We start from the raw sequence: 20,860 nt of genomic DNA on the forward strand, positions 1-20,860 counted from the left end.
TCACTCCCGTGCCACCCATCCCGTTGCCCCGCCTCGCCGTCGTGCCGGACGTGCGCCTCGTCGCCGTCGACATGGACGGCTCGCTGCTCGACGACGCCAAGCGCATCGACCCGTCGTTCTGGCCGCTGCTCGACACGCTCGTCGCGCGGGGTGTCACGGTGTGCCCGGCGAGCGGCCGGCAGTACGCGACGCTGCGTCGCCAGCTCGACCGGGACGACCTGGTGTACGTGGCCGAGAACGGCGCGTACGTGGTGCGCGACGGCAGCCCGCTGGCCGTGCACGGGCTCGACACGCACGTCGCCCGGGACGTCGTGCGTGCCGTGCGCCGGTCGGTCGACGCGGGCGCGGACGTCGGTGTCGTGCTGTGCGGGCTGCGCAGCGCGTACGTCGAGCGGGTCGATCCGCGGTTCCTCGCGCAGTGCGAGCCGTACTACGCGCTGCTGGAGCAGGTGCCCGACCTGACGGCGGTGGAGGACACCGTCCTGAAGGTCGCGGTGTACGACTTCGGCCCCGCGGCGACCGGTGCCGGACCGGCGCTCACGCGGTTCGGCGGGGTGGCGCGCGTGCTGGTCAGCGGCGCGCACTGGGTCGACGTCATGAGCCCGGACGCCGACAAGGGCCACGCGCTGCGTGACGTGCAGCGCGCGCTGGGCGTGGGTCCCGAGCAGACCGTCGCGTTCGGCGACTACTTCAACGACGTCGGCATGCTCGAGGCCGCGCACTGGTCGTTCGCGATGGACAACGCGCACCCCGACGTCCGCGCGTACGCGCGGTTCGTCGCACCGTCGAACAACGAGAACGGTGTGGTGCGCACGCTGCGCGACCTGCTGCGGCTCCACTGAGCACCCGGCGCCGCCGGAGACGCGGTCAGGGCAGCCCCTCGAGCACCGGCGGCGGCGCCTGCAGGTCGACGGCCCGCAGCGCCACGGCGTGCTCGACGCCCACCAGCCGGCCCTGCGCGGCGGTCAGCGCCGGGACGAGCTCGGCCGGGGCCGGGTGCCCGGGGAGCAGGGCCAGGTACTCGCGGTGCGCCTCGAGCGACGCGATCCCGCGCTGCAGCGCCTCCCCCGTGACCTCGACGCCGTGCGTGGGGTGCGGGTCACCCGCGACGAGGAGCCAGCGCACCGCGCAGGGCTCGAGCTCGGCGTCGAGCAGCTCGGGGAACACCCACCTGTTGCCCGCGTCGCGCACGGCGTCGGCGGCGGCCAGCCCGGCGGCGCGGTGGTCCGCCTGGTTCAGGCCCACCGGCGTCTCCTCGGCCCACGTGTCCGTGAGGACGGCGTCGGGACGGAACCGGCGGATCGCTGCGGCGATGTCGCGGCGCAGCCCGAGCCCGTACTGCAGCACGCCGTCCGGGTGCTCGAGGAAGTGGACCCTCGTGACCCCGACGGCCGCGGAGCCGGCGACCTGCTCGCGCATCCGCACCTCGGCGGTCCGCGCCGGCTCGGACGTGTCCATGCCGGCCTCGCCGCGCGTCAGCAGCAGGTACGCCACCTCGACGCCGCGTGCCGTCCACGCCGCGACCGCGGCGGACGTGCCGTACTCGAGGTCGTCGGGGTGCGCCACGACGCACAGCACGCGCGTGAGCGCGTCGTCGGGCAGCAGCGGCAGGGTCGTCGGCTCCGGCATGTCCCCACGCTAGGACGAGCGTCCGGCACCGGCACCCCGGCACCCGCCCGGCCGTGGACGCCGTCCGCGCGGGGGCCGGTCAGCCGCGGGCGAGCGCGTCCTCGAACGCCGCGAGCAGCCGCGGGGAGAACAGCACGAACCGGATCGTCGTCAGCGGTGTCGTCGGATGGGCGTCGACCCAGGAACGCGTCGCGTGGACCGCGACCTCGGCGGCCTGGGTGGCGTCCCACCCGTAGACCCCGGCGCCGACGGCGGGCAGCGCGATGCTCGTCGCACCCAGGCCGTCGGCGACGTCGAGGCTCGCGGTGAAGCACGACGCGAGCAGCGCGGGGTCGTCCTGGCCGCGGTGGCGGTTGGGCCCGACGGTGTGGACGACCCAGCGTGCGGGCAGGTCGAACGCCGGCGTCGCGACCGCGCGGCCGACAGGCAGGCCCTGCGGCCACGTGGCGCGTCGCAGCTCGCGGCAGGCGGCCAGCAGCCCTGGCCCTGCCGCCGCGTGGATGGCGCCGTCGACGCCGCCGCCGCCCAGCAGCGTGGAGTTCGCGGCGTTGACGACGACGTCCACGTCCTGCCGCGTGATGTCGTCCAGCACCGTCGCGATCGCCACCGGACCATCCTCGCGCGAGCCCGGGCGTCGTGCACCGCACGGCCGAGCGGGTGAATCTTCGCCTCGCCGTCCACAGCCTGCGTCCACACCCCTGTGTCTCGTGGGTGGGTTCGCAGGTCGACCTGTGGACGGGCCTGTGGACACAGCGGTGGACGACGGCGGGCCCGCAGAGGCACTTGCGACACCGCGGCGACCCGGCTACAACGGGAGGGCCACCTCGACCGAGGGCGGCCGACCTGCAGGAACGCCCCTGCACGGAGGACCCGACCCTGGTGGTCGACCATCGTCGACCGACCCTCCGGCGACCGTCCGCGTCCCCCACGGGGATCCCCAGGCGCCTGTGGACGAGGGCGTGCCGACACCCGGGTCCACGCACCCGTCAGGTAGTCGGCTCCGACTCGATCAGGATGGTCACGGGGCCGTCGTTGACGAGCTCCACCGCCATGTCGGCGCCGAACCGTCCCGTCGCGACCTCCAGGCCGCGCGCCCGCAGCGCCGCGACGACGTCGTCGACGAGCGGCTCGGCGACCGCGCCCGGCGCCGCCGCGTTCCACGTCGGCCGACGTCCCTTGCGCACGTCGGCGTACAGCGTGAACTGGCTGACCACCAGCACGGGCGCCCCGACGTCGACCGCCGAGCGCTCGTCGCGCAGGATCCTCAGCTCGGCGATCTTGCGGGCGACGAGCTCGACCTGGGCCGGCCCGTCCCCCGGCGTGACGCCGACGAGCGCGAGCAGCCCGGGCCGGTCGATCGCGCCGACGACCTCACCGTCCACGCGCACGGCCGCGCGCGTGACCCGCTGCAGGACCGCCCTCACCGCTGCGGCCCGCTCACGCGTGCGCGCCGAACGTCGCCCGGACCGCACCGACCGGCCGCCCGTGCCCCAGCACCGGGGTGTCCGCGACGTCCGCGACCGCCGACGGGTCGACACCCGCGAGACCCAGCGCGGCGGCCAGCACCGCGGCACGCGGCCGGCCGGACCCGTCGAGGACCTTGAGGGCGACCGCCCCGCCGTCCGGGAGACCGGCCGCGTACACGCCGTCCGCCCCGTCCTTCGCGACGAGCCCGGGCACGGTCGACATGAAGGCCGTCACGTCACGGCCCGTCCCGCCGACGTGCCAGGGGTGCGTCGCCATCGCGCGCCCGACGCGTGCGGGCGCGGAGCCGCCGTCGCCGGCAGCCGCCGCGGCGATCGTCCCGAAGGCGCGCGCGAGACCCGTCAGCGTCGACGACAGCAGAGGTGCACCGCAGCCGTCGACCGTGACGTGCTCGACGGGCACCCCCGTCAGCTCCGCGGCGGTCGCCACCACGGCCCGCTGCAGCGGGTGCGCGGGGTCCAGGTAGCCGTCCGTCGGCCAGCCGGCCACGCGGCAGGTCGCGAGCATCCCCGCGTGCTTGCCGGAGCAGTTCTGCGTGAGCGGCGCGGGCCCGTGCCCGGCGGCGCGGCGCTGCCACGCAGCCTCGGGCGACAGCGGCCAGTCCGGGGTGTTGCCCAGGTCGTCCTCCGTCAGCCCGGCCGCCGCCAGCAGCCGGTGCACGACGGCCAGGTGGCCCGCCTCGCCCGAGTGGCTCGCGCACACCAGCGCGAGGTCCTCCCCGGACACGTCGAGGCCGTGGTCGAGCATCGCGACGGCCTGCACGGGCTTGAGCGACGACCGCGGCCAGATCACGACGTCCGGGTCACCCAGCGCGACCCGCACCGAGCCGTCGGGCGCCAGCACGACCACGTGCCCCAGGTGCACGGACTCGACGAGGTCACCGCGGTGCACGCGCGCGAGCGGCACCGCACCGTGGGCCACGTCCGGCGCGCTCACCACCCGCCCCGCGGGGGGCCGCCGCCACGGCGGCCCGAGTACGGGGCGACTGCCGGACGCACGTCGACGAGGTAGATGATCGCCGCGGCCGCGCTGCCGAGCGCCAGGAACTGGAGCGGCAGACCGATGCCCAGCGGCGGCGGGATCGAGATGAACGCGACGACGGTCGCGGCGACGAGCACCCACGTCCAGAACTGTCGCGTCCGCTTGCCGGCGGAGAGGAACGCCGCGGCAGGACGCCGCAGGCAGTCGACCAGGGCCCACGCGGACAGCACGAAGATCGCCAGGTAGAAGAGGAAGAACAGGAGGAGCTGCAGCGACCCGATGATGCTCACGACGAGAGCCTACGAGACGCGACCGACGGGCAGGAGTGCCTCAGAGCTCGGGGAGCGTGGCGCGCGCGTCACCGGGCGTGGCGCCGGATGCCTCGAGCAGGTCGACGACGAGCGAGCGCAGCAGCAGCACGAGCGACTGGGACTTCCAGTCCTCCGGCGCCAGGACGTGCGGGTCGAGCGCCTCCGCGACCGCGCGCAGCCGGTAGCGCGCCGGTCGCGGGTCGTACCCGGCGCCGAGGGCCGCGGCCAGGTCGTCGGTGGCGAGCGCGGCGGACTCGACCACCTCGGCCAGGCCCGGTGCGACGTGGCCGTCCTCCACCGCTGCGACGGACCGGCGCGTCAGGACGCGTGCGTTGCGCATCGCCCGGTCGAGCAGCACGGACTCGTCGACGAGCCGGTCGAGCTCGGCACGGTGCCGCCGGTGCGCGGGCGCCATGCGGACCAGCTCGGCGGCGGACCGTGCCGCGTCGCGCCACTCGTCGAGCGCGGGCTGCGACGCGCGACCCGTGAGCAGCGCCGCCTCGACGTCGTCGACGGAGCCCTTGCGCAGCCCGCGCGCCAGCAGGTGCAGGACCCCGGCGAGCTCCTGCACCGCGGCCTGCGCGAGCGCGCGCGGGTGCCGCCGCGGGTCCGTCGGGGTGAGCAGTGCGAACGCGAGCGCGACGAGCCCACCGATGAGGGCGTCGATCCACCGGCCGAACGGCCCGCCGCCGATCTGCGGCAGCCCGACGATGACGATGGCCTGCACCCCCGCCTGCGTCGTGAGCATCGGCCCGCGGTCCAGGAACCGCCCCACCAGGGCGGACCCCGCCAGGACCAGCGCCATCTGCCAGATCCCGGAGCCGATGACGTGCACGACCAGGTCCCCCGCGGCGACACCGATCGCGACGCCACCGGCGAGCTCCGCCACGCGCCGCATCGACCGGTCGCGGGAGAACCCGAGGGCGAGCCACGCGGCGACGGGCGCGAAGAACGGCATCTCGTGCCCGAAGACGTACATGCCGATGCCGTACGCGACGCCGGCGGCGACCGACGCCTGCACGATCAGCGCCCACGACGAGCGCACCCGCGCCCATCCGGCGCGCACCCGGGACCCCATCTGCAGGCGCAGCGTCGCCCGCGACGGCAGCGGGCGCGGCCGCGCGGCCGAGGCCTCCGCGCTCACCGCCCGGCGCCCGCTACCCGGCGCCCGCCGTCCACGTGCCTCACGCCCCCAGCATCGGGTGCTGGCCGAGACCGCGGGTCAGGGGCCCGCGGGCGGGCGGCCGGTCGGGGGTCACGCCCTCACCGTCGACGACGACCTCCTGCCCCGCGGCGACCGCACCGCCGTCGCAGTCGACCAGCAGCAGGGCGTCCGTGGGCACGGACCGCTTGACGACGGCGAGCGCGATCGGCCCCAGCTCGTGGTGCCGCGCCACCGACGTCACGTGCCCGACCGGCCGACCCGACTCGGCCGTCTCGGCACCACCGGCCGTGGGCGCCGCGGCACCGGGCAGCCGCACGGGCGCACCCACCTCCGGGACCAGGTGCCCCGACCCGTCCAGGTGCAGCATGACGAGCCGTCGCGGCGGACGGCCCAGGTTGTGCACGCGCGCGACCGTCTCCTGGCCGCGGTAGCAGCCCTTGTGCAGGTGCACGGCGGTGCGCAGCCAGTCGAGCTCGTGCGGGATCGTGCGGTCGTCGACCTCGTGCGACGTCCGCGGACGCCATGCCTCGACGCGCAGCGCCTCGGACGCCCACGTGCCGACCAGCGGCCAGCCGGCGGCCTGGCGCGTGCGGACCTCCTCGACGAGGCGGTCGCGCGGCACGAGCACGAGCCGCCAGCGCCGGTCGGCGCCCGGGTGCGCGTCGTCGGCGGGGCCGTAGCGGGTGCCGCCCGGGGCCGTGCGGGGCCACGGGTCGCGCCACGTGACGGGCTCACCGTCCGCGCCCTCGGCGTCGACGGGCTCGGCGAGCGCGGCCCAGTCGTCGGTGACGTCGGCGACCTCGACGCGCAGCGCGAAGCGCATCCGGTCGAGCCAGGTCGCCAGGGCGGGCGCCGTCTCGGTCAGCAGCCACGCGGTGGTGCCGTCGTCGACGAGGCCGACGGCGTGCTCCACGCGCCCCTGCGGGTCGAGCACGAGCAGCTCGGTGGACGTGCGCGGTGGGAGCGTCGCGACGTCCTGCGTCGTCAGGGAGTGCAGCCAGGTGAGCCGGTCGGGGCCGGTCACGGTCACGACGCCCAGGTGCGACTGGTCGACGACCGCGCCCCCGCGGGCCAGCGCACGCTGCTCGGCGGTCGGGTCGCCGTAGTGCCACGCGACGCCTGCGTCGGCGCCGGCGGCGGGGACCGCGCCGTGCTGCGCGAGCAGCGGGCTGCGGTGTCGAGGGGCGGGCGCTGCGGGAGTCCCGGCGAGCTCGGTCATGTCAGCCGTCCACCCTGCTGAGCCGGCCGGACGCGTACGACTGCATCGCCTGGCCGAAGGCCGCGATGTCGTGCGCCCACATCAGCTGGCCGTCGACCAGGCCGTACAGCCGCTTGCCGGCGTTGACGGCCGCACCGGTCGCGGTGTGCGCGATGAGGTCGGAGGCGAGGTCCACGCGCCCGTTGCCGGTGGTCCCGACGTACACGGCGACGAAGCCCGCCGGGTCGGCGAGCAGCAGCTCGACCGGGTGCTGGTCCGGTGCCAGGTCCGCGGGACGCTCCGGCGGCACGCGCCAGTACCCGGACTCGGTCGTCCACACGGGCGCGTCGGCGTCGTCGGGCACGTCCTGCGGCGGCGCGTCGGGGTCGCTCGGCGTGGCGGCACCGGCGCTCGTGCCGACGTCGATCGCCGCGGCGTCGTCCGGGGCCACGACGAGCCGGATGGTGGTCCGGTACGCCAGGTACGGTCCCCCGTCGTGGGTGATCTCGAGCTCCTGCGTGAAGGCGCTCTCCTCCACACCGGGGTAGCCCACGACGCCCTCGCCGCGCCAGCGGCCGACCATCCAGGCGAGCGGGTAGACCTCGGGGGCCAGGCCCTCGGGCAGCACGAACGGCACGGCGCCTCCTCGGCTCGGGCGTGCGTCGGCGGTGCGCCGACGTCCACGGGTGCGGGCGACCCTGGGGTCGCCCGCGGGACGCAGGTCAGCGTCGAGGGCTCAGCGCTGGCCCTTGTACAGGCGGTAGGCGACGAAGCCGGCGAACCACGTGATGGTCAGCGTCGCCAGCACCAGCAGACCGATGAAGAAGCCCTCGAGTGCAGTCATGCACAGATCCTAACGACGTGCGGCGCGCGGATCGTCCCGTGGCCTGCGATCAGGCCGCGAAGACCCGCCCGGCGACGTACACCAGGACGCCGCTGACGGTGACCGGCAGCACCACCACGGCGAGCGACGGCAGGTGCCGGACCAGCGCGGGGAACCGGTCGAACAGCGCGTGCAGAGCGGTGACGAGGACGCCGACGCCCACGCCGAGCACCGCGCCCGCGACGAGCTGCACGGCGGGCAGCGCCCACCCGACGAGCGTCCCGCCGGCCGCCGCCACCGCGACCGTGACCAGGTAGACCACCCACGTCCGGCCGCGCAGCGCGACCGCCGCCGAGCCCAGGGCGAGCGCCACGGCGCCCGCGACGACGAGCTCCTCGCCGCCCCCGAGCCGGGCCGTGGCCACCCACCCGGTGACGCACACCGCCAGCACGGTGCCCGTGACGGTGCCGGAGACGGACTCCACCAGCCGCAGGCGGCCGTCGCGGCGCAGCAGCTCGTTGACGAACGCGAGCACGACCGCCCCGGCGAAGACCAGCGCGAGGTGCTGCAGGTAGGGCTCCTCGGGCGTGAAGGTGACCGCCGCGACCGAGCCGAGCCCGCCGAGCGCCACGACCGCGCCCGCACCCGGGCTGAAGGGCAGCCCCGCCAGCCCGGGCCAGCCGAGCGCGAGCACGAGCACGAGCGCCGCGCTGACGCCGGCGAGCGGCAGCACGCCGAGGTAGCCGGCGACGGCGACCACGGCGGCCAGCACGGCGGTGAGGACGGCGCGCGTCTCGACGCTCATCGCGGGCCCCGTCGCCCGTGCAGTCGTCTCATCGGCCGGTCGGCTCGCCGGGTCGTCGGACGGTCGTGGTGAAGCACGCGGGCGATTCTCGCAGACCCCGGGGGCGACTCCGGACCTGCACCCGGACGGGGGGCGCGCGTGGGCGGCGGCACGGCACGGGCGAACCACGCGGTAACGTGTGCGCACTCTCAGCCAGGAGGTGACAGGGTGGCGGATCTGCTGCTGCTCACGCCTGCGTCCGGGGGTTCGGCACAGGTGCTACCCGCATTGGGGCTCCTGTCCCACCGGGTCAGGGTCCTCCCTGTCGAACCGTCTGCTCTCGTGGACGCCCCGGACGCGGACATCGTCGTGCTCGACGCACGCCGTGACCTCGTCACCGCGCGCACCACGTGCCGCCTGCTGCGCGCCACCGGTCTGACGGTGCCGCTGGTCCTCGTCCTGACCGAGGGCGGCCTGACCGTCGTCACGGCCGAGTGGGGCGCGAACGACATCATCCTCGAGCACGCGACGCCGGCCGAGGTCGAGACGCGCTTCCGGCTCGTCATGGAGCACGCCGCGGCCTCGTCCTACGACGACGCGCCGCAGGAGATCTCGTCGGGCGAGCTCACGATCGACGCCGGCGGGTACACCGCCCGGCTGCGCGGGCGGCCGCTGGACCTGACCTACAAGGAGTTCGAGCTCCTCAAGTACCTCGTCCAGCACCCGGGCCGCGTGTTCACGCGTGCGCAGCTGCTGCAGGAGGTCTGGGGCTACGACTACTACGGGGGCACGCGCACCGTCGACGTGCACGTGCGTCGCCTGCGGGCGAAACTGGGCCCGGAGCACGAGCAGCTCATCGGCACGGTCCGCAACGTGGGTTACCGGTTCGACCCTCCCAAGGACCGCCGCGCCGCGGACGACCGTACGGACGTCCCGGAGCCCGCGGGCGCCTGATCACGCGACGAGCACCGCCTGGAGCGGGCGCTGCCGCACCTGGCGGGTAGGATCGACGACCGGTGCGCCGGGAAGTCTGGTCGGCAACGACTTGCCCGACCCCTCGAGAGGTACGCCTGTGCCCACGGACTCGTCCGCTGCCCCCGCGCGCCCTGCGCGCACGCTGTTCTCCCGGCTCACCCCCGGCGGTGAGCGCAACTTCACCGACACCCTGCGCGACGAGCGCACGGGTGGCCTGCTGCTGCTCCTCGGTGCGCTGGCCGCGCTCCTGTGGGCCAACCTCGCACCCGAGTCGTACCGGGCGGTCAGCGGGACGGTCGTCGGCCCGGCCGCGCTGCACCTGGACCTCGACCTCGCCCACTGGGCCGCCGACGGGCTGCTCGCGATCTTCTTCTTCGTCGTGGGCCTCGAGCTCAAGCGCGAGATCACGGTGGGCGAGCTGCGGCACGTGGCCACGGCGGCCCTGCCCGCCGCTGCGGCGGTCGGTGGCATGGCCGTCCCGGCGGCGATCTACCTCGCGGTCAACACCGCCATGCCCGGCGGAGCCCCGCACGGATGGGCGGTCCCGACCGCCACGGACATCGCGTTCGCGGTGGGCGTGCTGGCGATCGTCGGCCGGGGCCTGCCCGTCGCGCTGCGCGCCTTCCTGCTGACGCTCGCGGTCGTGGACGACCTGCTCGCCATCGTCATCATCGCGGTCGGCTACACGGACTCCGTGACGCTCGGGCTGATGCTCGGCTCGTTCGCGAGCGTCGCCCTGTTCGCCCTCGCCCTGCGGCGCGGCATCCGCACACCGTTCCTGCTGGTCCCGCTCGCGCTCGCAGCGTGGGCGCTGCTGCACGCGTCCGGGGTGCACGCCACGATCGCCGGGGTCCTGCTCGGCTTCGCGGTCCCCGCCACGCCGGGCTCCGCGGCACCACGGTCCCGGACGCCGCGCCCCGTGCCCGACGAGCACGCGGACCACTCGCTCGCCGAGCGCTACGAGCACCTGTGGCGGCCGGTGTCCGCCGGGTTCGCCGTGCCGGTCTTCGCGCTGTTCGCGGCCGGTGTCACGGTCGAGGTGGCGACGATCGGCGCCACCTTCACCGAGCCCGTGGGGCTCGGCGTGGTCCTCGGTCTCGTCCTCGGCAAGCCGCTGGGCATCACGCTGGCGACGTTCCTCGTGGCGCGGTTCACGCGGGCGCGGCTCGCCCCCGGACTCGGCTGGTGGGACGTGATCGGCGTCGGCCTGCTCGCGGGCATCGGGTTCACCGTCTCCCTGCTCGTGGGCTCGCTCGCGTTCGGGACCGGGACTGTGCTCGACGACCAGGTCGTCGTGGGCGTCCTCGCCGCGTCCCTGATCGCCGCGCTCGGTGGTGGTGCCGTCCTCTCCTGGCGCGGACGCGTCCACGCTGCACGTCCGGGCGGGTCGTGAGCCACCACCGGGCGGGGACGACCCGGTAGGTTGCCACTGATGACACCCGTCGACTCAGCGTCGCTCCTCGTCGAGGGACCCTGGCAGCACCGCTTCGTGACCGCCAACGGCGCTCGATTCCACGTCGCCGTCGCGGGCGACCAGGACGCACCCCTCGTGCTGCTCCTGCACGGCGTCCCGCAGCTGTGGTGGGCCTGGCGCCACCAGCTGCCCGTGCTGGCCGCGGCCGGCTACCGCGTCGCCGCGATGGACCTGCGTGGCACCGGCGGGTCCGACAAGCCCCCGCAGGGGTACGACGTGCCGACCCTCGCCGCGGACGTGGCCGGGGTCGTGCGCTCGCTGGGTGCGGGGTCCGCGGTCGTCGTGGGCGCCGGGACCGGCGGCGACGTCGCCTGGGCGACCGCCGCGTACCACCCCGCCGTGGTGCAGGCGCTGGCCGTGCTCGGTGCGCCGCACCCGCTCGATGCGGTCGCCCTGCCCCGTACACCGCCCGGCCCGGCCGCGTCGTCCCTGGTCGCGTTCGCCCAGCTGCCGTCGCTGCCCGAGCGCGCGATGGTGCGCGGCGACCTCGTGGACCGCATGCTCACGCACTGGGGCGGGGTCCCGGGGCTGCCGGGCCGCGAGGCGGTCGCGACGTACCGCCGGGCGGTGCGCGTGCCGTTCGCGGCGCACAGCCAGCTCGAGCAGGTGCGGTGGCTCGTGCGCTCCACGCCGCGGCCGGACGGCCGGCGGTACCGGGCGGTCCTGCGTGCGGCGCGACCGGTGCCGGTGCTGCAGGTCCACGGCCTGCGCGACGGGCTGCGTCCGGCGTCGACGGCGGCGCTGCGGCCGGCCACGGCGAGCGTCGCGCGGCCGTACCGCTTCGAGCTGCTGCACGGCGCCGGGCACTTCCTCACCGACCAGGCGCCCGGGCTGGTCGGCGAGCTGCTCGTGGACTGGCTGGCCGAGGTCGAGCCCGTCAGCCCTTGAGCATCGCGGCGGCCAGCTCCGGGTCCGTCTCCCCGATCCCGGCGGACGGGCACAGCGCGGCGACGGGGCACGCTCCGCACGCGGGGCGCCGCGCGAAGCAGGTGCGCCGCCCGTGGAAGATCAGGCGGTGGGACGCCATCGTCCACTCCCGCTTCTCCAGCAGCGCCCCCAGGTCGGCCTCGATGACGACGGGGTCCTCGCTCGTCGTGTAGCCGAGCCGCTGCGCCAGTCGCTGGACGTGGGTGTCGACGGTGATGCCGGGCACGCCGAACGCGTTGCCGAGCACCACGTTGGCGGTCTTGCGCCCCACCCCCGGCAGGGTCACGAGGTCCTCGAGCCTGCGCGGCACCTGGCCGCCGAAGCGCTCGACGAGCGCGGCGCCGATACCCACGACCGACTGGGCCTTGGCACGGTAGAACCCCACGGGGTGCAGCACGTCCTCGAGGTCCCGCAGGTCCGCACCGGCCATCGCCGCGGCGTCGGGCCACCGGTCGAACACCTCGGGCGTCGTGGCGTTCACCCGCACGTCGGTGGTCTGGGCGGACAGCACGGTCGCGATCAGCAGCTCGAGCGGGTTGCGGAAGTTCAGCTCGCAGCGCGCGTCCGGGTACCTCTCGGCCAGCATCCGGTCGACCCGCCGGGCGCGCCGGGTCCGGGCGAGCTGGCTCTCCTGCGCAGTGGCGTCCACCGTGCGAGCCTACGTGCCCGCGCCGACAGCCACTGCCGGGTAGGGCGTTGCTCCTGCCGGGTGAACAGATCGCCGGGTTGTCGACCGATCAGTCAAGCCCCGGGCGGGTCGAACCGAACCACAGGAGGTGACGTCGCACGACGAACCCTTGCACCACCTCCGGCTGGAGCGCTGCGCGCTGCGCGCCGAGCGGGAGCGGGTCGTCTGGTGGCGGCGCGTCGTGCGGGCGCGCATGGACCTCGCGGTCGCGGGAGCCGCCGGGCCCGGTCCCCTGGGTGAGGACGTCGCCTTCGTCCTGCCGCTCGACGTGTGCCTCGAGGTGCCCCGGGTCGGAGACCTGCAGGCGGCGCTCCCGGACGCCGACCCCGGACGTGAGGCCGGTCTGCTGCCCGCGCTGTGGGCGCTGGACCAGCGGCTCGCGACGTACGAGACCGGGGTCGCGGAGGCCTTCGAGCGCGCGACGCTGCGCCTCGTCGAGCGCATCGCCGACGACCCGGGGTCCGTGCTCCGGTCCCGCAGGGTGGCCGCCGACGGCACGTGAGGGCCCCGCGGGACGTCCGATCGCACCCGGCCGTCGCCTGCCGCGCACCCGCACCGTCGTGCCGCCGCGCGTGGGCACCGGGATGGGGCAGACTGGATGGCGGGGGTCCGGCCCTGCTGCCGGACACGACGCGCGCCCGTGCTCGATCACGGGAAGAGGGGAAGGACCGCCGTGGCGGAGGACATCGTGCTGACGGCGCCACTGTTCGCAGGCATGGACGAGGAGTCGTCCCGGGCACTCATCGACTCGATGAAGGTGCTCGACGCCGCGCGAGGTGACGTGCTTTTCCACGAGGGCGAGCCGGGTGACCGGCTCTTCCTGGTGCGCGACGGCAAGATCAAGCTGGGACGTCGGTCGAACGACGGGCGCGAGAACCTCCTGGCGGTGCTCGGCCCGGGCGAGATGTTCGGCGAGCTGTCGCTGTTCGACCCGGGCCCGCGCACGGCGACCGCGACGGTCGTCGCCGACGCCGTCGTGCTCGAGCTGGGCCACCGGGACCTCATCACGTGGCTGGCCGACAAGCCGACCGTCGCCGAGCACCTGCTCCAGGCACTGGCGCGGCGCCTGCGCCGGACCAACGAGGCGCTGGCCGACCTGGTGTTCTCCGACGTGCCCGGCCGTGTCGCCAAGGCGCTGCTCGACCTGTCGACGCGGTTCGGCCAGCAGGTCGACGAGGGCATCCGCGTGGCGCACGACCTGACGCAGGAGGAGCTCGCGCAGCTCGTCGGCGCGTCGCGCGAGACCGTCAACAAGGCGCTCGCGGACTTCGCCGCCCGCGGCTGGGTGCGGCGCGAGGGCCGTGCGGTGGTCCTGCTGGACGTCGACCGTCTGGAGCGCCGGGCCCGCTGACGCACCTGGCGGTCCGGTCACCCGCCCGGTCCGGGCACGTCGCCGCGCCCGGACCGGGCGGGTCAGTCGGCCTCGACGACCAGCTCGACCTCGACGGTCGCGTCGAGCGGCAGGACAGCGACGCCCACCGCCGAGCGTGCGTGCACGCCGGCCTCGCCGAAGACCTCGTGCAGCAGCAGGCTCGCGCCGTTGACCACCGCAGGCTGCCCGGTGAACGCCGGGTCGCTCGCGACGAACCCGACGACCTTGACGACGCGACGCACGCGGTCGAGCGCCCGGACCGGGTCGGTGCCGGGGTGCTCCGACGCGAGGAGGGCGCCCACGGCCGCCAACGCGTTGAGGGCGGCCGTGCGCGCGAGCGCGGTCGCCTGCTGCGCGTCCACCTCCGCACCGACCTTGCCCGTGGTCGGCATGACGCCGTCGACGAACGGCAGCTGCCCGGACGTCCAGACGTGCGCGCCGCTGCGGGTCGCCGGCACGTAGGCGGCGAGCGGCGCCGCTGCCGACGGCAGGATCAGGCCCAGCTCGGCCAGGCGTGCGGCCACGCGACCCTCGGTGCCGCTCACACGACCGGCTTCGGTCGCTTGAGGTACGCCACGAGGCCGGCGTCGGGACCCTGGATGACGGTCACGAGCTCCCAGCCGTCGGATCCCCACTGATCGAGGATCGCCTTGGTGGCGTGGATGATGAGCGGAACGGTCGCGTACTCCCACTGGGTCGACATGCGCCCACCCTAGTGGGACCGCTCCGCCGGACGTGCCGCCGTGGAAGCGCTCACACGAGCCCGCCGAGTGCCACGAGCGCCGGCTCGGTGCCGACCAGCTCGGCGCGCCACGACACGACGTCGGGACGGCGTCGCAGCAGCGCGCGCCGCTCGCGCTCGGTCATCCCGCCCCAGACGCCGAAGTCGGCGCGGCTGTCGAGGGCGTCGGCGAGGCAGTCGAGGCGCACCGGGCAGCCATGGCAGACCGCGCGGGCCTCGCGCTGAGCGGCGCCCTCGACGAACAGCGCGTCAGGCGCCTGCTTGCCCTGACCGCACGCCGCCATCGCGGTCCAGTGCCCCTCGTACCCCTGTGCCCCCAGGCCTGCCACGTGTTCCTCCGCGTGTCTCTCCCTGCGTGTCGCCGCCGTGACCGTATCGGCACAGGGCACGTCCTGACGAGACCCCGGACGGGTCTTTTCCTCCGGACGGCCCCCTGCCACTCGTGTGCAGGTCGCGTGGAGGACCCGCACGGGCCCCTCGTCACCCCTTCCGGCGTCAGCCGTCGCCGGTACCCTGGCGGCATGCCGAACCCTGCCCGCGCGCGCGGCCGCCGCATCAGCGCCGCCCAGGCGCTGGTCCTGCTGCTCTCCTTCTCCCTCGTCGCCGGGATCGGTGGCGTCCTCACGGCCGGCCTCGTGCTGCCCGGTGTGGCCGTGGCGAACGGCCTCACGGGCATGACCGTGACGGCGTTCGACGACCTGCCCACCGAGCTCGAGCAGCAGCCGCTGCCGGAGAAGTCCGAGATCCTCGCGGCCGACGGCACGCTCCTGGCGACGTTCTGGGACCAGAACCGCATCGTCGTGCCGCTCTCCGAGATCGCCCCGATCATGCGGCAGGCCGTCATCGCGGTCGAGGACCGCCGGTTCTACGAGCACTCCGGCGTCGACCCGGCCGGCATGCTCCGCGCCGCGGTCGCGAGCCTGGCGGGCCAGAAGCAGGGTGCGTCCACGCTCACGCAGCAGTACGTCAAGAACGTCTTCCTCGACGCGGCCGAGCGCGCGGAGGACCCCGCGGAGCGCGAGAGGCTGCGGCAGGAGGCCAGGGAGAACGACGGCGCCCCGGGCATCGCCCGCAAGCTGCGCGAGGCGAAGATCGCCATCACGCTCGAGAAGTCGATGACGAAGGACGAGATCCTCGAGAAGTACCTCAACATCGCCGCCTTCGGCTCCTCGGTGTACGGCGTCGAGTCCGCGTCGCGGTACTTCTTCAGCAAGTCCGCGAAGGACCTCAACTACCTCGAGGCCGCCACCATCGCCGGGATCACGCAGTCGCCGACGCGGTGGGACCCCGTGGGACGCGCGGACGAGACCCCGGAGGAGGACGCCGCTCGGTACGCCACCTCCAAGAAGCGTCGCGACCAGGTCCTCAACGACATGCACCAGCTCGGCTACATCACCCCGGACGAGTACACCAACGGGATCGCGACGCCGATCGAGGCGACGCTCAACGTCTCGAAGCTGAGCCAGGGGTGCATGAGCGCGAACGACACGGTGCCCGGTGCCGGGTTCTTCTGCGACTACGTCACCAAGGTCATCGCCAACGACCCCGCGTTCGGACCCGAGGCGCGCGACCGCATGAACCTCCTCTACAAGGGCGGCCTGACGATCACCACCACGCTCGTGCCCGGCGAGCAGGCCATCGCCGACGCCGAGGTGAAGAACGGCGTGCCGGTCGACGACCCCTCGGGCGTCTCCAGCTCGATCGTCTCCGTCAAGCCCGGGACGGGCGAGATCACGGCGATGGCCCAGAACCGCATCTACTCCGCGCTCAAGGAGCAGAACCCGGGCGAGACGTCGGTCAACTTCAACACCAGCTTCCGGTACGGCGGCTCCGGCGGGTTCCCCCCCGGCTCGACGTACAAGGTCTTCACGCTGCTCGAGTGGCTCAAGCAGGGGCACGCCCTGCACGAGACCGTCGACGGCACGCGGCTGTCCTACAACACCCGTGAATTCACCGCGTCCTGCTACCAGCTCGGCAACGGGCCGTACAAGTTCGGCAACTCCGAGGGCGGCAAGGCGATCCGCCAGACCGTCCTCGACGCGACGAGGAACTCCGTGAACTCGGCGTTCGTCGCCATGGCGCTCAAGATGGACCTCTGCGCCATCAACAACGGGGCCGCGGCGCTGGGCGTCACCAAGGCCGGCAACCCCGCCGAGATGGACACGCAGACCAACACGCCCCGGGGTGACGTCCCGTTCGACGCGGTCCCCGGCAACGTCCTCGGGTCGCAGTCGACCTCGCCCCTGCAGATGGCCGCCGCCTACGCGGCGTTCGCGTCCAACGGCACGTACTGCAAGCCGATCGCCATCACCAGCGTGATCAACGCGAAGGGCGAGTCGCTCCCGGTCCCGCCGTCCGACTGCCAGGTCGGCGCGATCGACCCGCGCTACGCCTCGGCGATGAACTACGCGCTGAGCAACGTGTGGTCGGGCACGGCCCGCAAGGTCGGCGCCCCGCCGTTCAAGGCCGCGGGCAAGACCGGCACCACGACGCACAACGAGCACAACTGGTTCGTCGGCTACACGCCGCTGCGCTCCACCGCCGTGTGGGTCGGGTACAGCGAGGGCACGCGCTCGATGAGCCGCTCGACGATCGCCGGCACGTACTACGGCGGGGGCTCGGGGCCGTACGGCTCGTCGATCGCCGCGCCGACCTGGAAGCGGTTCATGGTCCAGACGCTCGCCGGTGCGGAGAACCCGGACTTCGCGAGCCCGACGGACCGCGAGCTCTACGGCGAGCGGGTCCCCGTCCCGTCGGTGCTCGGCCAGAACGAGCAGCAGGCGCGTCAGACGCTGGAGAGCCGCGGCTTCGGGGTGTCGATCGGGGAGCAGGTGCCGTCCGCGTACCCGGCCGGGACCGTCGCCGAGCAGTCCGCCACGACGGCGACCAAGGGCGCGACGATCACGCTGAGGCTGTCGGGCGGGCAGCCGCAGCAGCAGCCCGGCCCCGGCGGCTTCCCTGGTCTCCCGGGTGGGCCCGGCGGCGGCGGGCCCGGCGGCGGCGGTGGGCCCGGCGGTGGCGGTGGGCCCGGCGGCGGCCCGGGCAACGGCTGATCGGATGTCATCCCCCTCCCCCGGCGCGCACCCCGCGGTGCGCGCCGTAGGCGGCCTCGCGCTCGCCGGCGTCGCCGCGCTGGCCTGGGCGTCCCTCGTCGAGGTGCGTTGGTACGCGCTGCGCGAGGTCACCGTGCCGGTGCTGCCGCCTGGGCAGGACCCGCTGCGGATCCTGCACGTGTCGGACCTGCACCTCACGCCGGGCCAGCGCCGCAAGGTCGACTGGGTGCGGGACCTGGCGACGCTCGACCCGCACCTGGTCGTCGACACGGGCGACAACTGGGCCCACCTCGACGCGATGCCGGCGCTGCTGCACGCGCTCGAGCCGCTGCTCGCCGTGCCCGGCGCGTTCGTCCTCGGGTCGAACGACTACGTCGCGCCGTCGTTCAAGAACCCGGCGCGCTACCTGCTGCCCGACGCGCGCCGTGAGCCGCCCCGGCCCCCGGTCGCCCTGCCGTGGCGCGAGCTGGTCACGCGGCTCACGTCGGCGGGGTGGGTCGACCTGTCCAACCGGCGTGACTCCCTCGAGGTCGACGGCCGCCGCCTGTCACTCGTCGGGACGGACGACGCGCACCTGGACCGTGACGCGATGCCGCCGGCCGGCGGCCCGGACGACGTCCGGACGTCCGACGGCCGCTCCCCCGCGGTCGACCTGCACGTGGGCGTCACCCACGCCCCCTACCGCCGCGTGCTCGACGCGATGCACGCCGACGGCGTGGACCTGACGATCGCCGGCCACACCCACGGCGGGCAGCTGGCCGTCCCGGGCTGGGGTGCCCTGACGACCAACTGCGACCTGGACCTGCGCCGCGCCAAGGGGCTGCACGGCTGGCCGGGCGCCCGCCCCGACCGTGCGGACGGCGCCGGCTCGTCGTGGCTCCACGTCTCCGCGGGGCTGGGGACGTCGCCCTACGCGCCCGTGCGCTTCGCGTGCCGACCGGAGGCGACGCTCCTCACACTGGTCTCGCCGTAACGAATTTCGTCTCCGGGTGCCTCGTCGGCTATCCTTGCCAGGCTCCACGGGGTGTGGCGCAGCTTGGTAGCGCGCTTCGTTCGGGACGAAGAGGTCGTGGGTTCAAATCCCGCCACCCCGACAGGTCGAAGGCCCCTGATCAGCAGGAATGCTGATCAGGGGCCTTCGTCGTCCCTGGGGGCCCTGTCGTACGCGGGAGCCGGCGCGCTCAGCGCTCCGGCGTCCGGACCTCCTGCTCGAGGCGGTGCCGCTCGTCGTGGATCTGCGCACCGGCGCCGACGAGCGCGGCCTCGTGGGCGCGGAAGTGGTGACCGCAGAAGAGCAGGACGCCACCGGCACCGGGGAGCGTCGCACGGGCGAAGGCCTGGGCGCCGCAGCGGTCGCAGCGGTCCTGACGGGTGAGCTCGGCGGTGGCGTGGGTCATCGTGGCTGCGGTCATGGGGCGAACCTCGTCTCGTCGTCCGGTCGGCCGGCACCCCGAACGAGCTCGGAGCGCAGACGCCTGTAGAACCCCCGTCACGCGGCCCGTGTTCCGGAACCGGCGTTCGCCCACACCGAACACCCCGTGAGTCCACCGGCTCACGCGTCGGCCCGGGCTGCGCGTCGATCTCACGCGCGGGAGCCTGGCAGACGCCGACCACGACGCCGGTCGCGGGCCCGCCCACCCGGTGTCCGTGGGCGGGCCCGCCGACCCTCAGGCGGTCTGCAGCAGGAACATGCTCCACGACGCCGGCGGGAGCTCCGCGCGCAGCGTGGTGCCGTCCATCGCGGCCGAGGCGTGCGCCTGCGGCACGACGCGGTCCGGCGCCTCCATCGTGTTGACGGCGAGCACGTCGTCGTCGGCGAGCAGCACGGCCTCGGTGAGGGTCACCCCGCCGAACGCCTGCAGGTCCGTGGCGAACGCGACCGGCTCCGACGGGTGGCGGTTCACGACGAACACGGCCAGGCGCCCCTCGCCGGCGTCGTACGTGGCGACGGAGTCGAGCACCGACACCTCGCCGTGCACGGCCGTCTCCATCGTGGGGGCGTCCGCGCGCAGGTCGAGCACCTGACCCTGCGCGTGCCGGGCGGTGAGCGCGAAGGGGTGGAAGATCGACTGCCGCCACGCGGGGCCGCCGGGCTCCGAGCGAATCGGGGCGATGGTGTTGACGAGCTGCGCCTGGCAGGCGATCGCGACGCGGTCGCTGTGCCGCAGCAGCGTGATGAGCAGCGAGCCGACGACCACGGCGTCGAGGACCGTGTACTGGTCCTCGCTGAGGCGCGGGGCCTCGACCCAGTCCTCCGGCATGCCCGACGCGGTGAGCGCCTTGTTGTACCAGACGTTCCACTCGTCGAACGAGATCATGATCTTCTTCGACGACTTCAGGCGGGCACCGACGGCGTCGGCCGTCGCGACGACCTCACGGATGAACTTGTCCATGTCGACGGACGAGGCGAGGAAGCTGGCCCGGTCGTCGCCGTCGAGCTCGTAGTAGGCGTGGGCGGACACGTGGTCGACGAGCTCGTACGTGTGCTCGAGGACCGTGTCCTCCCAAGCGCCGAAGGTCGCCATCGCGCGGCCGGACGACCCGCAGGCGACGAGCTCGAGGTCGGGCTCGACCTGGCGCATCGCGCGCGCGGTCTCGGCCGCCAGGCGGCCGTACTCTTCGGCCGTCTTGTGGCCGAGCTGCCAAGGGCCGTCCATCTCGTTGCCGAGGCACCACGTGCGGATGGCGTGGGGCTCGGGCGCGCCGTGCTCGACGCGCAGGTCGGACAGCGCGGTGCCCTTCGGGTGGTTCGCGTACTCCAGGAGCTCGACGGCCTCGGCGATGCCGCGCGTCCCGAGGTTCACGGCCATGACCGGCTCGATGTCGGCCTTGCGGGCCCAGCGCATGAACTCGTTGAGCCCGAACGCGTTGGTCTCGATGGTCTTCCAGGCGGGGTCGAGGCGCGTCGGGCGGTCCTCCACGGGCCCGACGCCGTCCTCCCAGCGGTACCCGGAGACGAAGTTGCCGCCCGGGTAGCGCACGGCCGTGACGCCCATCTCCCGCACGAGTGCCAGGACGTCGCCACGCAGGCCGTCCTCGTCCGCCGTGAGGTGGCCCGGCTCGTAGAGCCCGCCGTACACGCACCGCCCCATGTGCTCGACGAACGATCCGAAGACCCGGCGGTTGACGGGCGCCACGACGAAGGCGGGATCGATCGACAGCTTGCCGCTCTGCATTGCTACTCCTGTGATGGATGGACGCCCGGCGGCGGGTGGCCGCCTGTCGGGCGCGGGTATGACGTACGCCCCGGGCT

General features: G+C 74.6%; 23 protein-coding genes and 1 tRNA gene. 9 read left to right on the forward strand and 15 right to left on the reverse strand.

What is annotated here, in order from left to right; translation table 11 throughout:
- Window positions 1–8 precede the first annotated feature (8 nt).
- On the forward strand, window positions 9–842 hold the full coding sequence (locus IR158_RS06205) for a Cof-type HAD-IIB family hydrolase (RefSeq protein WP_291810821.1): 834 nt from the start codon (window positions 9–11) through the stop codon (window positions 840–842).
- 25 nt (window positions 843–867) lie between these two features.
- On the opposite strand, the gene IR158_RS06210 is transcribed toward IR158_RS06205, so the two are convergent.
- From IR158_RS06210 to IR158_RS06250, 9 genes are all read right to left on the reverse strand, one after another.
- Window positions 868–1,629, reverse strand: coding sequence for a PIG-L deacetylase family protein (locus tag IR158_RS06210; RefSeq protein ID WP_291810824.1), 762 nt, complete (start codon window positions 1,627–1,629; stop codon window positions 868–870).
- A gap of 79 nt (window positions 1,630–1,708) precedes the next feature.
- Window positions 1,709–2,236, reverse strand: coding sequence for an O-acetyl-ADP-ribose deacetylase (locus IR158_RS06215; RefSeq protein ID WP_291810827.1), 528 nt, complete (start codon window positions 2,234–2,236; stop codon window positions 1,709–1,711).
- Between the two features lie 379 nt (window positions 2,237–2,615).
- The gene (dtd, locus tag IR158_RS06220) at window positions 2,616–3,053 is read right to left on the reverse strand and encodes a D-aminoacyl-tRNA deacylase (RefSeq protein ID WP_291810830.1); all 438 of its coding nucleotides are present in this window, start codon (window positions 3,051–3,053) and stop codon (window positions 2,616–2,618) included.
- A gap of 13 nt (window positions 3,054–3,066) precedes the next feature.
- Entirely contained in the window at window positions 3,067–4,050 is a 984-nt protein-coding gene (locus IR158_RS06225; RefSeq protein WP_291810833.1) for an asparaginase, read from the reverse strand.
- Window positions 4,047–4,385 carry a DUF2516 family protein gene (locus IR158_RS06230; RefSeq protein WP_291810836.1) on the reverse strand — a complete coding sequence of 113 codons (339 nt, stop codon included), beginning with the start codon at window positions 4,383–4,385 and terminating at the stop codon, window positions 4,047–4,049. The genes IR158_RS06225 and IR158_RS06230 overlap by 4 nt, the downstream gene beginning before the upstream one ends.
- Window positions 4,386–4,425: 40 nt before the next feature.
- Window positions 4,426–5,550 carry an FUSC family protein gene (locus tag IR158_RS06235; protein ID WP_291810839.1) on the reverse strand — a complete coding sequence of 375 codons (1,125 nt, stop codon included), beginning with the start codon at window positions 5,548–5,550 and terminating at the stop codon, window positions 4,426–4,428.
- A 40-nt stretch (window positions 5,551–5,590) separates the two neighbouring features.
- Window positions 5,591–6,790 carry a folate-binding protein YgfZ gene (locus IR158_RS06240; RefSeq protein WP_291810842.1) on the reverse strand — a complete coding sequence of 400 codons (1,200 nt, stop codon included), beginning with the start codon at window positions 6,788–6,790 and terminating at the stop codon, window positions 5,591–5,593.
- Window position 6,791: 1 nt separating this feature from the next.
- Window positions 6,792–7,406, reverse strand: coding sequence for an FABP family protein (locus tag IR158_RS06245; RefSeq protein WP_291810847.1), 615 nt, complete (start codon window positions 7,404–7,406; stop codon window positions 6,792–6,794).
- A gap of 256 nt (window positions 7,407–7,662) precedes the next feature.
- A complete protein-coding gene (locus tag IR158_RS06250; RefSeq protein WP_291810850.1) occupies window positions 7,663–8,397 on the reverse strand; it encodes a hypothetical protein in 735 nt (244 codons plus the stop codon).
- A gap of 207 nt (window positions 8,398–8,604) precedes the next feature.
- Between IR158_RS06250 and IR158_RS06255 the strand changes: the two genes are divergently transcribed.
- From IR158_RS06255 to IR158_RS06265, 3 genes are all read left to right on the forward strand, one after another.
- Window positions 8,605–9,330 carry a response regulator transcription factor gene (locus IR158_RS06255; protein WP_291810853.1) on the forward strand — a complete coding sequence of 242 codons (726 nt, stop codon included), beginning with the start codon at window positions 8,605–8,607 and terminating at the stop codon, window positions 9,328–9,330.
- Window positions 9,331–9,448: 118 nt separating this feature from the next.
- Window positions 9,449–10,744 (forward strand): Na+/H+ antiporter NhaA, encoded by a 1,296-nt coding sequence (gene nhaA / locus IR158_RS06260; RefSeq protein WP_291810860.1) that lies wholly within the window; start codon window positions 9,449–9,451, stop codon window positions 10,742–10,744.
- Between the two features lie 39 nt (window positions 10,745–10,783).
- A complete protein-coding gene (locus tag IR158_RS06265) occupies window positions 10,784–11,713 on the forward strand; it encodes an alpha/beta hydrolase (RefSeq protein WP_291810863.1) in 930 nt (309 codons plus the stop codon).
- Here the strand turns inward: IR158_RS06265 and nth are convergent.
- A complete protein-coding gene (nth, locus tag IR158_RS06270) occupies window positions 11,703–12,401 on the reverse strand; it encodes an endonuclease III (RefSeq protein ID WP_291810865.1) in 699 nt (232 codons plus the stop codon). The genes IR158_RS06265 and nth overlap by 11 nt on opposite strands.
- Window positions 12,402–12,528: 127 nt before the next feature.
- Here nth and IR158_RS06275 point away from each other — a divergent pair, with 127 nt between their 5' ends.
- Together IR158_RS06275 and IR158_RS06280 are read left to right on the forward strand one after the other, a co-directional pair.
- The gene (locus IR158_RS06275) at window positions 12,529–12,942 is read left to right on the forward strand and encodes a hypothetical protein (protein ID WP_291810868.1); all 414 of its coding nucleotides are present in this window, start codon (window positions 12,529–12,531) and stop codon (window positions 12,940–12,942) included.
- A gap of 171 nt (window positions 12,943–13,113) precedes the next feature.
- Window positions 13,114–13,791: a Crp/Fnr family transcriptional regulator gene (locus tag IR158_RS06280; RefSeq protein ID WP_284439706.1), complete on the forward strand. Its 678-nt coding sequence runs from the start codon at window positions 13,114–13,116 to the stop codon at window positions 13,789–13,791.
- Between the two features lie 62 nt (window positions 13,792–13,853).
- On the opposite strand, the gene IR158_RS06285 is transcribed toward IR158_RS06280, so the two are convergent.
- Genes IR158_RS06285 through IR158_RS06295 form a run of 3 tightly spaced genes read right to left on the reverse strand, consistent with a single transcriptional unit; the run spans window position 13,854 to window position 14,838 of the window.
- Window positions 13,854–14,336 carry a RidA family protein gene (locus IR158_RS06285; protein ID WP_291810872.1) on the reverse strand — a complete coding sequence of 161 codons (483 nt, stop codon included), beginning with the start codon at window positions 14,334–14,336 and terminating at the stop codon, window positions 13,854–13,856.
- Window positions 14,337–14,353: 17 nt separating this feature from the next.
- On the reverse strand, window positions 14,354–14,515 hold the full coding sequence (locus tag IR158_RS06290) for a hypothetical protein (protein WP_291810874.1): 162 nt from the start codon (window positions 14,513–14,515) through the stop codon (window positions 14,354–14,356).
- Between the two features lie 50 nt (window positions 14,516–14,565).
- Window positions 14,566–14,838 carry a WhiB family transcriptional regulator gene (locus tag IR158_RS06295; protein WP_291811157.1) on the reverse strand — a complete coding sequence of 91 codons (273 nt, stop codon included), beginning with the start codon at window positions 14,836–14,838 and terminating at the stop codon, window positions 14,566–14,568.
- A gap of 237 nt (window positions 14,839–15,075) precedes the next feature.
- On the opposite strand from IR158_RS06295, the gene IR158_RS06300 reads away from it, so the two are divergent.
- The 3 genes from IR158_RS06300 (at window position 15,076) to IR158_RS06310 (ending at window position 18,701) form a co-directional block, all read left to right on the forward strand.
- Window positions 15,076–17,607, forward strand: a complete 2,532-nt coding sequence (locus tag IR158_RS06300; RefSeq protein WP_291810875.1) for a transglycosylase domain-containing protein — start codon at window positions 15,076–15,078, stop codon at window positions 17,605–17,607.
- Window positions 17,608–17,611: 4 nt separating this feature from the next.
- A complete protein-coding gene (locus IR158_RS06305) occupies window positions 17,612–18,580 on the forward strand; it encodes a metallophosphoesterase (RefSeq protein WP_291810878.1) in 969 nt (322 codons plus the stop codon).
- 47 nt (window positions 18,581–18,627) lie between these two features.
- Window positions 18,628–18,701, forward strand: a tRNA-Pro gene (locus IR158_RS06310).
- A gap of 87 nt (window positions 18,702–18,788) precedes the next feature.
- Here the strand turns inward: IR158_RS06310 and IR158_RS06315 are convergent.
- Both IR158_RS06315 and IR158_RS06320 read right to left on the reverse strand, forming a co-directional pair.
- Window positions 18,789–19,004, reverse strand: a complete 216-nt coding sequence (locus tag IR158_RS06315) for a hypothetical protein (protein WP_291811161.1) — start codon at window positions 19,002–19,004, stop codon at window positions 18,789–18,791.
- A 270-nt stretch (window positions 19,005–19,274) separates the two neighbouring features.
- Window positions 19,275–20,783 carry an alpha-N-arabinofuranosidase gene (locus tag IR158_RS06320; RefSeq protein ID WP_291810881.1) on the reverse strand — a complete coding sequence of 503 codons (1,509 nt, stop codon included), beginning with the start codon at window positions 20,781–20,783 and terminating at the stop codon, window positions 19,275–19,277.
- Window positions 20,784–20,860: the final 77 nt, after the last annotated feature.

Origin of the sequence: Cellulomonas sp. (assembly GCF_015234515.1) — a bacterium.
Lineage (GTDB): Bacteria > Actinomycetota > Actinomycetes > Actinomycetales > Cellulomonadaceae > Cellulomonas.